Genomic DNA, 16613 nt, shown 5'->3' on the forward strand with positions numbered 1-16613 from the left:
GAGGATAATGTATGGAAAAAGGAAGATTTGCAAAATATAAAAATAAAATCTTTAGAGTGAGTAATATTAATGGAGATAATATAAGATTAGTAAGTGAAGATTTAGCCGATTTAAACAATGGTTTTAAAGAAAAGGTTTATTCTGGCAATATTAAAGATAGTACCAATCTCCCCAGGCTGTATATTAAGGAAGTAAAGAAAAAAGAGATTGACGAAATATTTGAAGTTGATTACAAAGCAAGACACAAAGGGCATATATTTAATTTGAGTTTTAATGCTTCAGGTTCACAATTTAGGCTAGGCACTACTAACGCAGAACTTGCAAAACAAAATGGATTTGAACGAACTGACAAATACTATTATGAGAAAATTGTAACACAAGATGAAATTGAAGTTTTGAAATTTACAAAAAATCTGTAATGCTGGGGAATCTGTTCAAAACAGATAAAATGAATTTGTTGGTGTTTAGGTAAATGAAGAGAACATTCCTTGTTGATGGAAAAAACAACAACCTAAAAGTCAAGGTGTCTAGGCGATTTGAAATAGAGTTTAACTAAATGACCGATGCCTCTTATGAGATGGAAGGTTGATTAGGTTGAGAGAGTATGGAGAATTAATGAACTTACTATCTACAGGGGATTAATAACACGGAATGTATGGTCCAATTTATTGGCGAAAACGGAAAATTGTTATCAAGACAGAAGCCTTAGATAACTGGTTGGCATATTATGCGTTCTTTAAGTTTGTGTATTACTTATATTTATTAAATGGACACAGCAAGAAACTAATCAGCAAAAATGAAATGAACACTAACTTTGAAGAGGAAGATTACGCAGTCGTCTTATCTTGATTAGTTCATATACAACCCTACTGAACACGTAAACATTATAAAGTGGTTTAAGCAATTTAAAAATTAAGAGGTTAAAATGATAAAAACAGAATTCCTAAAGAAATATGAAGCTGAAAAACTAGATATTGGTGAATATATTCTAGTGCTAGATGACATAACAGATGAATCGCTAGTGCTAGGTTGTGTATACGACCAAGGCGTATGGAAAGTCTATGAAACAAGAGAACGAGGTGGGCATTTCATTATAAAAGAGTTAGATAAGGAAAATGATGCCTTTGATTACTTTTATCAGATTGTGTTGAGTCAACATGATAGAACAAACAATTAGTGTAATCGGAAAGAAAGCTAATTGGATATACCCATTTATTCTAAAATAGAAAATGTTTACCCCTTGAGAGATGTGCGGAAGTCAGTGACGAATTACGAAACGGATTATTGGAGGTCTGATAAATGGATGTAAAGTACATCCCGGCGCATTGGAAAAAGATGAAAGACGGGTTGGGCGATCTGATTGGTCTTGGACGCTGGGGAAAAGGCATGATTGATGACTTAAGGCACATAACGGAAAACCTGGAAGACGCAGAATCGGATATTGCCAAATATGACCGGGATGGCGTGATTTCTTTTTCCCACATCGACCGGGAAGGAAAATATAAATCGTTATTTGAGGATTTCAAAGTTCTTCATCATTTTGCTGGAAAGGTTGGGGATATAGTTGACCGCACCATCGATGATCCTTTTCATGAAGACATCGATAAATTTGTATCCTCTATGCGGGATGCGACTATTTCCAACTATACGACGAAAAACCGGATAGATGCGACGGAACAGCAAGTGATCTACCAGCGTTACGGCATGCAGGAAACCCGGGAAGTACCGAAGACAGAAGTCAGTCTGGATGATTTATTCAGCGGCGATAATTTCTATGCGGAACAGCTGCAGTTGGAATACGACATGTGGAAAGCGCAGCACCCTGACCAGGAGTTCACCCAGGAAGAATACCGCATGGCCGCGGTCAACATGAACGCCTTTGAATATGAGTCCATCAAGGACCAGCAGCATAACAAGGAGTTTTGGGCCAATATCGGCGCGTTGGCAGCCGTTGTCGGCGCTACCGTTTTAGCTGTAGTCGTGCCGCCGGTCGGGTTCCCTTTAGCGCTTACAGTAGGGGCGGCATATGGTACAATGGAGCTGGGAACGGCTGTTACCGGAAAAGACTGGGCCTCTGGAAGGGAACTGGGTACCGGGGAACGGTGGCTTCGAGGAGCCCTGAGTCCTCTGGATATCGTCCCGGGAGTGTCCGGAATCAAAAAATTCAGCAGTGGGGTTCGCATGGCCGAACAGGCAGCAAACCTAGGACAATTCGGCCTAAAAGCGGGCGTTAAAACCGGCATGCAGCAGGAACTGAGGCATGTAGGGGACATGGTCACCACGGTAGGAAGGCAATCGACTGCAAGGCTGAAAAGCGCCGGAGCAGCTTTGAAGGACAGGGCCATTCGTGATGCGATATCCGCAGGAAAAGCAGCAGACAGTATGGTCACTTCTGCGAAAAATATTGCTTCGCCCCGGCGAGTAGTTTCCATGAATGAATTAGGCAACGTACATATCCCTGCCGAAAATACCCGCTTCTTTGAGAACAAGATAAAGGATACTTTAACTAAGGCAGACGGGGTTAGAGTTAGTTCTGGTGCTAAGGGTACGGGTGAACTTAATAAGGATTTAGCAAAAACTTATCTGAGGGATATAGAGGCTAAAACTGGACGAAAGGTTAATAAAGAGCAGATTCATCTTATAAAAGAAACCTTGAGAAACAAAAACTATGAAAAATTGACACCAAAAGAGACAGCTAAGCATAGAAGTAAATTTACATCGAGCTTGAAAGATAAATTGATTGCAGAGTGGGAAGAAAAAACCAATCAAAAGTGGCCAAGATATACAGAAGAAGTGTTTGATAAGAATGGAGAGGTTGCTCGGAGTATTGGTCAACCGTATGATGCCCATCATATCATAGAGAACAACTTTGGGGGCCCTCATGAGTGGTGGAATATTCATCCAGCAAAATATCCTAACGAACACCAAGCAGGGATACATGGAAAGGGAGCTCCAGCAGGTAAACTATTTCCAAGGAGGTAAAATAGCATGGCTGGTTTTGAATTTATTAATGAACTAGAAAATAAAACTTACAAGGTATCTGAAGATGATATTTTAAAAGCTGAACAAAGAATGGACATCAATTTTCCAAATGATTTAAAACAGTTATATTTAGAAGTTGGTTATGGTTTTATTAAAGGTCAAAGTGCTAATGCAATAAATAGAATATTGGGACCAGGGGCTGTAGCAGATATTAGATTAAGAGAAGGTATTTTTGAAGATGACCCAGATTTAGATGAACTTTTTGAAGATGAAGATAAACTTATCTTTTTTGAAGTAAACGAGGGTGTTTATATTTCAATAGATTTACAACTAGTTAATAATCCAATATATTATTTCGATATTCAAATAGCTGAATCGTTAGAGGATTTTTTTATAAAGTTTCTCAATAATAATGAATATTATATAGATTTAATTGAGGGTTAGGCTTAATTGGTAGAAGAAGTAAAAATTAATTGACCTTGATTGGCTGTGAACTGCCTTTCAAGGTTTTTTGCTTTATTTGAATCAACTACTGTTAAGTAGACGAAAAGAACATAATTTCCATGAAAATCGAAAGCTCATGATGTTTGTACCATCAAGGAGTATCGTTTTGATACTTTGCGGGAACTGAATAAGAAAGAGAAATGGGCGAGATGACATTTTACATGGCAGCGATAGTTATATTATGGACGGCTTACAAACTAACGAGAATGACAAAGCTCGTGGCGATAAATATTGGGTAAGGTAAAGAGGTGATGTTTTATTGCAAATTAACTTATGGTTAGTTGTATTTTTACTAAAAACGGTCGTATAATATTCGCTATTCGTTTAAAAAGCGTTAAAATCATTAAAACTTATGTAACGGGAGGGTGAAGAGTTGTATGTTATTAGGTATTTACGAGTTTCAACACCTGGGCAAGCAAGAAATGGATATAGGCAAATATACTAAAATGTTTTAGTGAACAAGGGCCTAATAATGTATTAGAGCCATTTAAGAATAAAAATCAGAGTAGGAGGGAGCAAGAATTCCTTGATAATAAGTATCATAATAAAAATATAAATTCAGGTGAATATATTCTGGTGCTTGATAGGATAACGGATGCTCCAATGGTGATTGGCTGTGCTTATGATTGTATGGAAAGTCTACAAAACTTTCGAAAGGGGAGGTTACTATATAATAAAAGAGGCCCAAAATGAAAGCGAAGCCTTTGGTTTAATGTATGACCTGTTATCAATAGAACAATCTGATTGATTTAACAACTTCAAAACAAGAATTCTTAAAGAAACTTGAAGCTCTAACCTAGAATAAACTAAAGCCAGCATGCAGCAGGAACTGAGGCATGTAGGTGACATGGTCACCGCGGCAGGAAGGCAATCGACAGTAGGGCTGAAAAGCGCCGGAGCAGCAGTAAAAGACCGTGCCATCCGTGACGCGATCTCCGCAGGTAAAGTTGCAGACAACAACGTCACTTTTGCCCAAAATATTACCACTCCACGGCAAGTAGTCTCCATGAATGAATTGGGCAATGTACATATCCCTGCCGTAAATACCCACTTCTTTGAGAACAAGATAAAGGATACGTTGACTAAGGCAGACGGGGTTAGTGCAGGTGTTAAGGGTACGGGTAATAATAGCCAAATAGACTTTACAAGAGGTTTTGACGTAGACCCTAAATACAGTTCTTATGAACAACGAACGAGCAGAATCGTTATTTATCTCCTATAAGACCGGTGAAATAAAAAAATACCTTGATGAAGCTGGTGTTGATGGAGTTGAGTATAAAAACGGAATGCCAGACTTTTCTCCATTTTCCAAAGGTGAAATCAAATTAGAAAATATGACTAATGAGGAAATTCAAAATTTTTGACTGCTGATGAAGAATTGGCTAAAAAGTGGAGTAAACCAGAACAAAAATGGACAGCAGAAGATATAGCTGATTGGCGAGAAGATAATAAATATACTTGGCATGAACTTAACGACTTGGAAACAATACAATTGGTGCCAAGTAAAATCAATAGTGTTTTTAAACATTTGGGTGGAGTTGGAGAATATAATATAAAAGTTAAGTTAGGAGAGTAATTAGGATGGCCATAATCAATGATGAATTATTTGGAAAGCTTGAATATAAAAACAACTTTTGGAGAGGAAAAACAACCATTAGAATGTTTGATTTGGAAAGAGAAATACTTTTAAGTGTTGATGCACATGAAAACGCTGGTTTTTCAAATGTGCAAAGAGAAGCATTTATTAACTTTAATCAAGAAATGAAAAACATAATACATGAGGCTGAAAAGCAAGTCTACGATTACTATATTGAGAACTATGAAGAGTATAGAGAGATGTTAGGTAATGAATCAGAAGCAGATAAATTTGCACCAAAGATTGATTCTATCTCAGATTTAAGAGGAATAGTAAAGCCAGTTGAATTAATTGTAAGAAGAGTAAGAAAGAATGGAAAAAGAAGATTAGGTTTACTTTGTGATGTTTCCTGGGATATTGACAATGGAATGGGAATAAAAATCGAAGATGAAATGGTAGAAGAAGTAGGTTATCAAGATATTGTATTATAACTTTCGAAATATTATGGACGATAAAGTTGACCTTGAATGGAAGTGAGTTCCTTCAAGGTTTTTTCACATAATAATCCCTGTTTACCTATACTAGCTGAATAAATTTATTGTTAAAATATTTAATAAAGATATATGGTGGCGATATAAATTATTTTTAAGAATCTACAAAAGGAATGTGGTTTAAGTGAATATCTGCCAGGTATCCAAGCTTTTGTGTAAGGTCGGTAAATCTACGGAGTGCAAGAACAATTATATTAAAGAGCTAGTTCCCCCTCAAGATAACTACTATTGCTTGGAAAAGGTAGATGGATTATGGAGATATGGATTAATTATGATGGAAAATCAGAATAATCCATATATGAAACAAATAAAAGAATTCAAAACAGAAACTGAAGGTGCGAAATACTTTTTCTGTGATAGATTATCGGCTTTTTATTTTTCGGAAAGAATACGTCCTTTTATGCTGAAGCATGGTGAGTTGGATATAGGGGGGCCTTCTTTTGATGAGAATGGATTAGGGAAAGTGATGTCTATGTTGGGTATTTCTTCTTCACTTTTCCATAGAGATCCACGACGATATTGTAAACATAGGGCAATACAGTTATCAAGTGGTGATGATACAAACTATGTTGTTTCCTTCATTGATAGAAAGGGGAACAGGGTACACTCTACTATTCCAATAAATTATCAAAGAGCAATATTTCTAACCTTTAAGAAAGTATATATGCTTTACCTTTTTGAACAAAAAGTAAGCAATATGTTAGAAATGGAAGGTCTGGGAGATGACTTTTCCGAAGAGGATATAAATACCTTTCTATCCTAGAATTGAACAGGAAAAACTGGATTTAGGTGAGTATTAATTAGTTTTAGACAGGATTACGGATGAACCACTAATTTTAGGCTGTGTGTTAGATGAAGGTGTATGGAAAATATTCGAAACACGGGAGCGTGGAGGCTCCGTTATTATTAAGGTGTTGAAAATGAAGTTTTGACTATTTCTATGAATTGTTGCAGGTTCACCAGGGATATTCAAATTCAAATACTTAGAATGCAAAGATACAAGTATAAGCAAATAAAACATGGGTATCCTGAATGCTTTAACGCTTTGAGAAAGTAATAAAAAATTGTCCAAATAACCATGCTCTAAACAAGTCGACTGGATAAGCTGAAAAAATTATAATTAGACATTTGACTTTTGAACAACAGTATGATTAACAAACTGTTGTTTTTTTAGGCTTGAGTTTCTTGATCTTTCACCTAATCACACACCACATATAGAAAAATATTACATAAAAGGGTAAAATGATTAGTGGAGAATTTGTCTGATATAGAAAATGTTATAAGTGGCAAAAGGGAGGGCGCACTGAACGTATTTGCAATCAGGTTCATTCCTGTTTATACAATTAGTGTTCTTCTTTATTTATTGTAACCTTCTCTGTATGCAGGTCAAAGAAGATTCTATAGTCTAACTTTCCGTTCTTCTTTATGAGTAAAACTCCTAATACTTGTTAATTTAAGAGAGAAATCAAAGCAAGATCCGACAGTTATAATTATTGGAATACGGTTAGTGGCTTTGTCATAACTGGAAACGGAAACATTGCTAAATAAAGCATCATTAAATATACTCCGTTTCGAGGGAAGCTGTGATGTATTTTGGGGGAACTCCGTATGTTAAATAAGTTTTCAGAAGAGGATTTTCTTGTTTTTAGAAACCCACTAGTATCGGGAAGACATAGTCCGGCCGGTATTGGCGGTTTGCTGTTAGCGGGCGTTGCTTTCCAAGCTTTCTTTTTGCGGTTGGAATATTTTGTGAAGGATTTTTCTTCTTACCCATATAAAGAAAATATTTTTATCATTCATTTTTGTTTATCTTGTATTATTGTAACTCTATCCGTTCTATTCGCAGTATCTCCTGTTTATATGAGAGCGCAAAGACTCCAATACTTTATTAGTATTTTATCTATTCAAAACATTGGTGGTGTATCCATTTATATACTTGCTCTGCTTGCTTTAGGGGCTGATGTAACGTCAGCCTCGGCTTTGCTTTTAAAATTCACTTCTATTACATTAGCTGGTGGAATTTTGGTATTTTTATTAACTTGTATAAGGCTCTATTTCCTGATACAAAACGGAAAATTTCGAAAGGGTTCATCAAAGAATAAACAAAGGACCAGACTGGAGAAACAAACACGTTTATACTTACCAATCGTTGTCATTGGCAGTACAGGGTTGGTGTTTATAATGGAGTATATTATGAGGAATTTCAATGTGGCAGGAATTGATACTATAATCATGGTCACTCTAATGATTGCAATATTCTATACGATGCTATTTGTCCTGCCGGAACAACTAGTCATTCTCTACTGCAAATATCGTTTTGACAGTTTTAATTATGAACAAAACGGTCAATTAAAACCAATCCGCGACCAAGCTGGAAATATAGTGGACGAAAACGTGGAAGAAGATATCAGTTACAAGGAGCTCTATGAAGAGATGGAGGATTGGGAGAAAAACTAGCTTGCGGAATAGTTGAAGATAATTAAGATACGAGCGTTTTATTATAGTAAAACTATTAACCTATTAACGAGCGTTTTAAAACCGAAATTGGCAAGAGGGAGTTTTCTTAATAGAAGAGCTCCTAGTTTAAGGAAGTAAAACAATTACATATTTGTGTGGATATACAAAAAGTAATGGAGTGAGAATGATGAAAAAATTAATTATATTTTTGATGATGAGCTTGTTTGTACTTATGGTGGCAGGCGTAGCCTTTATAGTAATCTTATCTTGATGCAGGCTTCTTAAAAATCCAAATGATACAAAGTTAGGGATGATTGTATGCTGAAAGAGTTAAAAGAAGATTTTGCAGTGTTGAGGGGACCCTTGGAATCTGGGAGACAGAGTCCTACCTCTTTTGCGGCTATATTGTTGTTATCTGTTTTTTTACAAAGTTTATCGTTCGTTTTAACGTATGTAGTTGCTGCAGACGAGACAATATTTCCTTATAAAGATCAAATGTTTGTTACCCATTTGGTGATAACAGTATTATTGATTATTTTATCGGTAGTATATGCCATACCTGCTGTTTTTAAAAAAGGGGAAAAGTTCCAATATCTTTTATCAATTTTAGTGTCCCAAAACATATTGGGGGTATCTTTTTATATTTGTGCCTTATTTTTTATAGGATCAGAAAGAGGAATTACTGAACAGTCTCTCCTACAATTTACGGCCGTAACTCTATTGTTTGGTTTGATTGTTTTTATATTGACTTGTGTACGCTTTTTAATCCTTTTAAAAAAGGGGGCGTATAGAAGAGATTCCAGTAAAGATAAGCTGCGTTCGAAGTATGAAAGGGGCATTAAGAAATATCTGCCTATCATAATAACAGGTAGTTTGGGTGTGGTTTTCATTCTGCAATTTTTAATTAGATCGATTGGTATATATGATCTAGAAACTGCCTTTATGATGGTGCTGTTTATCCTGTTATTTTGTGCCATGCTTTTCGTCCTTCCGGAGCAGTTGGTCATCCTCTACTGTAAATACCGTTTTGACAGCTTTAATTTTAATCAAAAAGGTAATCTCAAACCTTTGGGGAGGAAAGGTGCATGAGTAAGAGTATCGACTCTGGAAACATTCACAAAAGTAAGGATGAGGAAGATTATGCTTGGAAAACTATCTGAGGAAGATTTTGCGGTTTTAAGGGGACCTTTTGAATCTAGAAGGCAAAGCCCGGGAAACTTAGGTGCCATGCTAATTTTATCTATCATTCTTCAGCCAATTTTGTTTGTTTTGGCTTATGTGGTCGGGGCTGATCAGTCAATCTTTCCTAATAAGGGGCAGATATTTACAATACATTTAACTATTAGCATACTATTATCAGGCTGCTCTGTTTTGTATGCGATTCCTTCGATTTATAGGAAACAACAAAAAGTTCAATATTTAGTAACCATATTGGTATCGCAAAATATTTTCACTGCTTTACCGTTCCTGATCGCTCTTTTTTTCATTGGTAAAGAGAGAAGTCTTTCAGAGCAATCGCTAATGTTTTTAACTGAAAGCATTTTATTATTTGGAGTATTAGTGTTTCTTGTTACTTGTATTAGATTTTATTTTTTATTAAAAAAAGGTGCTTATAGGAAAGGGACAAATAAACATAAAGTAAGATCCAATTGGGAAACTGGTATAAAATCTTATCTGCCAATAATGACAGTGGGCACCGTAGGCATTCTATACCTTGTTCAATTTTTGGTTAATTTGTCAGGTTTTTATGATATTGAAATAAAGTTTATGATAACTTTATTGATTTTGATATTCTTTACCATGCTTTTCGTCCTGCCAGAGCAGCTGGTCATCCTTTATTGCAAATACCGTTTTGAAAGTTTCAATTTTAATGAGAAAGGTGACCTTAAACCGATGGGGAGAAATAGGTCTTGATATTATTTTGTGAAAAGTGGTACTAAAAGAAATTTTAATGCGGTAGAAGGTTTAATTCAATAGCCGTGCCCCCAATGATCGCTGCTTTCAACACACTATCAATGATAAAGGGCCGGTTAACACCTAAATCCAGACGGAACATAAGTGAATGGAAATGATTGGCGAATTTGTTATAAAGAAATGATATTTACAATAGATGAAACGTTGAACCGAAAATAGCAACAGTTTTCTTATATCTGGAATGAGGTAGCGCGTTTAGTCTATTAATTGTGGGAGGACGCCAAGTGTTTATGAAATTAAAAGAAGAAGATTTTGCTGTGTTGAGAGGTCCCTTGGAATCGGGAAGACAAAGTCCAAGTTCCTTAGGTGCTATGTTCATTCTTTCTTTATTTCTGCATCCTTTGTTTTTTGTTTAGAATACTTTGTGGCAGCAGATCGTACCTTTTATCCGGGGAGCGAAAGTATATTAACTTTCCATCTATGGATTACAGCTTTTCTAATTTTTTTATCCTTACTATTTTCGATTCCTAAGATTTATCTAAGGGCTCAAAACCTTCAATACCTTCTTACCATTTTAGTATCGCAAAATATGGGGGCAGCTTGTTTTTATATTTCTTCCCTATTTGTGCTAGGTAAAGATCGAAATTTAAGTACAACCTCGCTTTTGCAATATACTTACATAACTTTAATCATAGGAGTATTACTGCTTGTTGCCACCGGTGTACGATTTTTCCTTCTACTTGTTAAAGGAGAATATAGAAGTGGTTCTAAAAAAGACTTACAACGTTCCCTAGTGGAAACAAACATTACATCACTTTTACCGTTAATTGTAATAGGCAGTACGGGTCTAATATATGTGATTCAATATTTCTTTCGACAGAGTTACTTTTTGGACTTCAATTACTTGACTATTATACTGATAGGGCCAATCCTCCTTTATGCCATGCTTTTCGTCCTGCCGGAACAGTTAGTCATTCTTTATTGTAAGTATCGATTTCTAGGTTTAGGTTTAATGAAAAAGGCTTTCTCAATCCGTTACGGAAGTAGGTTGACTCGCCAATTTTTGAAATGTTAATGGAGGAAGAAATATGCTTGGAAAATTACCGGAAGACTATTTTGGGGTTTTAAGAGGTCCCTTGGAATCGGGAAGACAAAGTCCAGGAGGATTAGGTGGTGTTTTGGTAATATATGTAATTCTTCAAGCACTGATGTTATTTTTAGAACATTTTGTAGGGGGATATTCGGTATATCCAAATAAAGATATTATATTCCGGTTTCATTTTGGGATATCTTGTATTATAGCTTTTTTATCAGTTATTTACATGATTCCAGCTGTTTATATGAATTCTCAAAAATTCCAATACTTTTTAGGCATTATAGCCTCTCAAAATCTTTTCGGTTTTTCATTTTTAATAATGGCTTTTCTGGCATTAGGAGCAGATATTACACCAAATATCAATTCACTTGTAAGATTAACTTTTCTAACGTTAGGAGTAGGAGTTTTAATTTTCTTTTCAACTTATATTCGTTTTTATATTTTGCTGCAAAAAGGTGAATTTTGTAAAGGAAGTAAGAGGGATATCCAACGAAGTAAGCTGGAAACAAAGTCTTATTTACCCATTGTGATCATTGGCAGTACGGGGTTAGTTTTTATTTTGCAATATATAATGAGAAATTTTGATATGGCTGGTTTTGATACAATCGTTATGGTAACTGTCATGATTGGATTATTTTATACCATGCTATTTGTCCTGCCAGAACAGCTAGTTATCCTCTACTGCAAATATCGTTTCGACAGCTTTAATTACGAACAAAATGGCCGGTTAAAACCTTTGCGTGATCAAAGTGGAAATATAATTAATGAAATCAAGGATAAAGATATCAATTACAAGGCGTTGTTTGAAGAGATGAAGGATGACTAATGAAAAAGACAGATTTTGAGCAAGGGGTTAATGTCATGTTGATAAGTTTTTTATAGCGGCGTTAAACCTTTGTTGAAAGAGAACAAACAAGGATGGGATGATCATGTTAGGTAACTTGGCGGAAGAAGACTTTTTTGTATTACGAGGTCCATTTGAAAGTGGTAGACAAAGCCCAAGAAATTTAGGAGCTATGCTCATTCTTTCAATACCATTTCATATATTAATGTTTTTTTTAGCTTATGTAGCTGCAGCAGATAGTTCTGCTTTCCCTTATATAACCACGTTGCTATGGGCACATTTAGTAATTAGCAGCAAAGTGATATTGTTTTCGATAATATTTGCTATTCCTTCAATATATATACAGAATCAAAAACTACAGTATTTAATAGTTATATTAATTTCTCAAAATATTTTTGGTATTCTACCATACTTTATGGCAGTCTTCTACATTGGGAAAGAGTTTTATATACCTATAGAATCTTTAATGAACTTTACCTACATTACCTTTTCAATAGGAATCCTGGTGTTTTTTGTAACTGGTATCCGATTTTTTGTTTTGTTACGAAAGGGAGAGTATAGGGTTGGTACGAAAAAAGAAGAAATAAGAACAAAAATGGAATTTAAAGTGAAGTCTTATTTACCTATAATAATCACAGGTAGTTTGGGTGCGTTTTTTACATTTCAGTATTTAATACGTTTATTAGGTATAGGAGATATCTACAATATTATGATGCTGACTTTGTGCGTGCTTTTGTTTTACGCCATGCTTTTCGTGTTACCAGAGCAGTTGGTCATCCTCTACTGTAAATATCGTTTTGACAGCTTCAATTTTAATAAGGAAGATAAACTTAAGCCGGTGAGTAGAAAGGAGGGGTTAAAGTGAAAAAAGTATTTTTCGCTGTATTATCTGTTTCTCTTTTCATCCTGCTGATATTATTAAATGTCGACAATTCACCAAAAAGTGAGGAAGAACGATTGGACGAAGTATTGGATGCAGCTTGGAATCGATATGACGTTCTTGCATATATGGTACTTCCAGAAGATTCCCAAATCTATTTCAAAATTGCTGATCAAGAAGACAAAGAAGAATTCAGACAAGAGTTAGAAAAAAAGCTTGAAGAAAATGATTTGGCTGGTAAATATGCTCCTCACATTGTTTATAAAAGCGAGGAGAAAGCCCACCTTCAAGGTTGAAAAACAATCAAATTGATATAAAAATATTGCGCCTGCTGTAAGAAGCAGGTGTTTTGTTTTCAGTATGAAGTATTCAACAAAATCTCTCCCCCCCATCCTATTGCCAAAAATGTAAGCGATTACTTATAATGGAATAACAGCAAGCTGAAACGGCATTTCACTAATAAAAGGATGTGGTGGTATGGAGGAAGCGGTAATCGTCAGTGCAAAACGGACGCCGATCGGTGACTTTTGCGGCATGTTGAAGGATTATTCGGCGGTGGAACTGGGCACGGTTGCGCTGAAGGGGGCAATCTCTGCTGGTGGGATGGAAGCCGGACTGATTGAAGAAGTAATCGGAGGACAAGTCTATCAAGCAGGCTGTAAGGGAAATACGGCCAGGCAAATTGCCCTTGCGGCAGGTTGTAGCGATGACACCGTGGCGTTGACGATCAATCAGCAATGTCCGTCTTCATTGCGGGCGGTCGAGATGATGGCGCAAAACATTATGCTAGGGAAAATGGAAGTCGGAGCGGTCGTCGGGTACGAAAGCATGACCAATGTTCCGCATTTAATCCAAGGCGCGCGAAGTGGATACAAATTAGGTGGCGGCAAGATTGTCGACGGGTTGCTGCATGATGCGCTGATTGACGCGTTTAACGGCTATCATATGGGGATTACAGCCGAAAATTTAGCGCAGGAGTACGATATCAGTAGGGAAGAACAGGATGCATTTGCGCTGCAAAGCCACGAACGAGCCTGCCAGGCTGCATCTGCAGGACGTTTCACTGACGAAATCATCCCCTTGGAAATAAAAACAAAACAGGGGATCGAGCAAGTGGTAAAGGATGAACATCCGAATCCGGAAACCAGCCTGGAGCGGCTTGCGGAGCTGAAGCCTGCCTTCAAGCCTGATGGAACCGTGACAGCCGGCAATGCTTCCAGCTTGAACGATGGTGCGGCGGCCGTTATTGTGATGAGTAAATCAAAAGCAGAGCAGCTTGGTTTGCAGCCTTTGGCAAAAATCACAGCTTCCGCTTCTGCGGCTGTCAATCCCGAAGTGATGGGGATCGGCGTCGTTCCTGCCGTGGAAAAAGCATTGAAATTTGCCAGTATCGGACAGGAAGCCATCGATTATTGGGAAATCAACGAAGCCTTTGCCGCACAATTTTTGGCAGTGAATCGCGAGCTTAAACTGGATCTCGACAAGGTGAACGTGCACGGTTCCGGCATTTCACTTGGACACCCAGTAGGATGTACCGGTGTGCGATTGCTCGTGTCGTTGTTGACCGTCATGGAGCATCGTGAAATGAAGAGAGGCTGTGCGACCTTATGTGCCGGCGGAGGCCCGGCTGCCGCCATGATCGTGGAAAGATTCTAACAGCCTATGTTCAAGGGACACAAGCTTAGGAAAAAGGGCTTGTGTCTTTTTATGTGACATGTGTCCAAAGGAGCTTTTTTCCTTCATAAGTCCCGTTTTGAAATATCATAACACTATTTAAATAAAATATTGACAAAAAAATTCAACGCTTATATAATGAAAGCAACTTAATCATGGAGGATTCCTATGCCTTTTGTTATTGGAATAGATGGTGGAGGAACAAAAACTACCTGCTTGGTAAAAAAAGCAGGGAGCAAGCAAAAAGAGATTGCGAGATTTCAAGGATCTGGTACGAACCCGCATGTGGTGGGATTTGAAACGGCTGCTGCCAGGATCGGTGAGCTTATCAGAAGTGGACTCGAAGCGGTAAATGTGAAGACGGAAGAAGTGTCCGCTGTTTGTTGCGGTCTCGCCGGCGTAGGAAGGAAAACAGAAGAACAAAGGATGCAGCAATTAATCTCTGATGAACTCGATTCACTTGAAATTTCCGAATATTGCGAATTAAAGGTGTGTTCGGATTCCTATATTGCCCTACGGGGAGCACTTGAGCCGGGGAAGGACGAGGGAATTCTTATTATATCAGGAACAGGGTCAAATGCCCTTGCTTTGACGAGCTCCGGCAGGCTGACGAAAAGCGGAGGCTGGGGGCATATTCTTGGAGATGAAGGCAGTGGTTATTTTATTGGGATGAAGGCTCTAAATTATATAACTCGGGCATATGATGGCAGAGACAAGCACACGATGTTGACCGGGCTGATTTTAAAACGTCTGCAGCTGGAAAAAGCGGAAGATCTCGTCGCATACATATATGGCGAACGGCCGGAAAAACAGGAAATAGCCAGTCTTGCTCGTCAGGTTATCGAGGCGGCTGAGCTTCAGGATGAAGCAGCTGAATATATTTTACGCGAGGCAGCAGAAGAGCTGCTTACACACGTTAAAAGTTTGTTCCGGAAAAATCCAGAGTTTACTGAACAAACGGTAGTGACCGCCGCTGGATCTATTTTTTCGTATTCTAAACTAGTGAAGGATACCTTTATCAACGGACTGAGGCAGCGGAATCTGGGAACCTACCAGGAAGCATATGAAAGTCCGGCAATTGGAGCGGCCCGTGTCGCAGAAGAGCTGGCATACCCATCTAAACAATAGGGGGACGAATAAATGGAGTTGGCAAGCCTAGTAACAGAACAGCGGAATAAAAACAGTATGAAGCTGGATCAAATGTCGACAATCGAAATCCTTCAGACAATCAATCAGGAAGATAAAAAGGTTGCCGAAGCAGTCGAAAAAGTCCTGCCGGATATCGAGAAGGCTATCGGGCATGTTTATCAGGCATTTTTAAAAGGCGGTCGGCTGTTTTACTGTGGTGCAGGTACGAGCGGCAGGCTGGGGTACCTGGATGCCTCTGAATGTCCGCCCACCTTTATGACGTCGCCGGAAATGGTTCAAACAGTCATGGCCGGGGGAAACCAGGCTGTCAGCAAAGCGCTGGAAGGATCTGAGGATAATGAACAGCAGGGTGTGGAAGATTTGCGGGCCAGGAATCTAACCGCTGATGATGTGGTAATCGGCATCACCGCAAGCGGTCGGACGCCATATCCTATCGGGGCTCTAAAGTATGCAAGGGAAGTCGGTGCATACACGGTCGCCCTTTCCTGCAATGAACAGGCGGTCATTAGCAACCATGCGGACTGCAGCATCGAAGTAGTAGTCGGTCCGGAAGTGCTCACAGGTTCTACCAGGCTAAAAGCAGGAACCGCCCATAAAATGATTCTTAATATGATCAGTACGACGGCTATGATCAAGCTTGGCAAGGTGCAGGAAAATTTGATGGTCGATGTCCATGCCAGCAACTATAAACTGATGGAACGAGCAAAGCGGATCATTATGGAACTTACCGATATCTCGTATCAAGCGGCGGAAGAGGCACTGGAAGCTGCGAACAAACAGGTGAAGCCGGCCATTGTCATGGTGGAGTCCAAGGTTACATACGAGGAAGCCAAACAAGCTATCAGGGAAAGCAAGGGGTATGTCAGAGAAGCGATTGATTACGCCAACAAGCATTACACGCAAGCGTAAAATGGGTTGAAACAACGTCTGTGGTCAGCAGGCTATGGATGTGTTTCTCATAAATCAATTTTTCACAAAGGGGGATT

The 16613-nt window shown here is 38.1% G+C and carries 18 protein-coding genes; all 18 read left to right on the plus strand.

The window, feature by feature from the left end; genetic code table 11:
- Positions 1-11: 11 nt before the first annotated feature.
- Positions 12-419, plus strand: coding sequence for a hypothetical protein (locus BN1067_RS08500; protein WP_053218443.1), 408 nt, complete (start codon positions 12-14; stop codon positions 417-419).
- A gap of 232 nt (positions 420-651) precedes the next feature.
- Complete coding sequence (locus BN1067_RS08505) at positions 652-849, plus strand: hypothetical protein (RefSeq protein WP_053218448.1); 198 nt, start codon at positions 652-654, stop codon at positions 847-849.
- 76 nt (positions 850-925) lie between these two features.
- Positions 926-1177, plus strand: a complete 252-nt coding sequence (locus BN1067_RS08510) for a hypothetical protein (protein WP_053218449.1) — start codon at positions 926-928, stop codon at positions 1175-1177.
- Between the two features lie 122 nt (positions 1178-1299).
- Complete coding sequence (locus BN1067_RS20155) at positions 1300-2982, plus strand: hypothetical protein (protein ID WP_053218450.1); 1683 nt, start codon at positions 1300-1302, stop codon at positions 2980-2982.
- Positions 2983-2988: 6 nt separating this feature from the next.
- Entirely contained in the window at positions 2989-3426 is a 438-nt protein-coding gene (locus tag BN1067_RS08520; RefSeq protein ID WP_026772187.1) for an SMI1/KNR4 family protein, read from the plus strand.
- Positions 3427-4333: 907 nt separating this feature from the next.
- A complete protein-coding gene (locus tag BN1067_RS08525; RefSeq protein ID WP_053218451.1) occupies positions 4334-4708 on the plus strand; it encodes a hypothetical protein in 375 nt (124 codons plus the stop codon).
- Positions 4709-4846: 138 nt separating this feature from the next.
- On the plus strand, positions 4847-5062 hold the full coding sequence (locus BN1067_RS20160) for an HNH endonuclease (RefSeq protein ID WP_026772190.1): 216 nt from the start codon (positions 4847-4849) through the stop codon (positions 5060-5062).
- Between the two features lie 5 nt (positions 5063-5067).
- Complete coding sequence (locus tag BN1067_RS08535) at positions 5068-5553, plus strand: DUF6985 domain-containing protein (RefSeq protein ID WP_053218452.1); 486 nt, start codon at positions 5068-5070, stop codon at positions 5551-5553.
- 331 nt (positions 5554-5884) lie between these two features.
- The gene (locus BN1067_RS08540) at positions 5885-6376 is read left to right on the plus strand and encodes a hypothetical protein (RefSeq protein WP_234400654.1); all 492 of its coding nucleotides are present in this window, start codon (positions 5885-5887) and stop codon (positions 6374-6376) included.
- Between the two features lie 845 nt (positions 6377-7221).
- Positions 7222-8070, plus strand: coding sequence for a hypothetical protein (locus BN1067_RS08545; RefSeq protein WP_199868493.1), 849 nt, complete (start codon positions 7222-7224; stop codon positions 8068-8070).
- Positions 8071-8388: 318 nt separating this feature from the next.
- A complete protein-coding gene (locus BN1067_RS08550) occupies positions 8389-9159 on the plus strand; it encodes a hypothetical protein (RefSeq protein WP_053218454.1) in 771 nt (256 codons plus the stop codon).
- Between the two features lie 51 nt (positions 9160-9210).
- A complete protein-coding gene (locus tag BN1067_RS08555) occupies positions 9211-9984 on the plus strand; it encodes a hypothetical protein (protein ID WP_053218455.1) in 774 nt (257 codons plus the stop codon).
- 1088 nt (positions 9985-11072) lie between these two features.
- The gene (locus BN1067_RS08565) at positions 11073-11906 is read left to right on the plus strand and encodes a hypothetical protein (RefSeq protein ID WP_053218457.1); all 834 of its coding nucleotides are present in this window, start codon (positions 11073-11075) and stop codon (positions 11904-11906) included.
- Between the two features lie 103 nt (positions 11907-12009).
- Entirely contained in the window at positions 12010-12789 is a 780-nt protein-coding gene (locus BN1067_RS08570) for a hypothetical protein (RefSeq protein ID WP_234400655.1), read from the plus strand.
- Positions 12786-13100 (plus strand): hypothetical protein, encoded by a 315-nt coding sequence (locus BN1067_RS08575; protein ID WP_053218458.1) that lies wholly within the window; start codon positions 12786-12788, stop codon positions 13098-13100. Before BN1067_RS08570 ends, BN1067_RS08575 begins: the two co-directional genes overlap by 4 nt.
- A gap of 181 nt (positions 13101-13281) precedes the next feature.
- On the plus strand, positions 13282-14460 hold the full coding sequence (locus BN1067_RS08580) for a thiolase family protein (protein WP_053218459.1): 1179 nt from the start codon (positions 13282-13284) through the stop codon (positions 14458-14460).
- Between the two features lie 186 nt (positions 14461-14646).
- Complete coding sequence (locus tag BN1067_RS08585) at positions 14647-15606, plus strand: N-acetylglucosamine kinase (protein ID WP_053218460.1); 960 nt, start codon at positions 14647-14649, stop codon at positions 15604-15606.
- 12 nt (positions 15607-15618) lie between these two features.
- Positions 15619-16536 (plus strand): N-acetylmuramic acid 6-phosphate etherase, encoded by a 918-nt coding sequence (gene murQ / locus BN1067_RS08590; RefSeq protein WP_053218461.1) that lies wholly within the window; start codon positions 15619-15621, stop codon positions 16534-16536.
- Positions 16537-16613: the final 77 nt, after the last annotated feature.

It is taken from the genome of Virgibacillus senegalensis, from assembly GCF_000821245.2.
Classification (GTDB): Bacteria; Bacillota; Bacilli; order Bacillales; family Amphibacillaceae; genus Sediminibacillus; species Sediminibacillus senegalensis.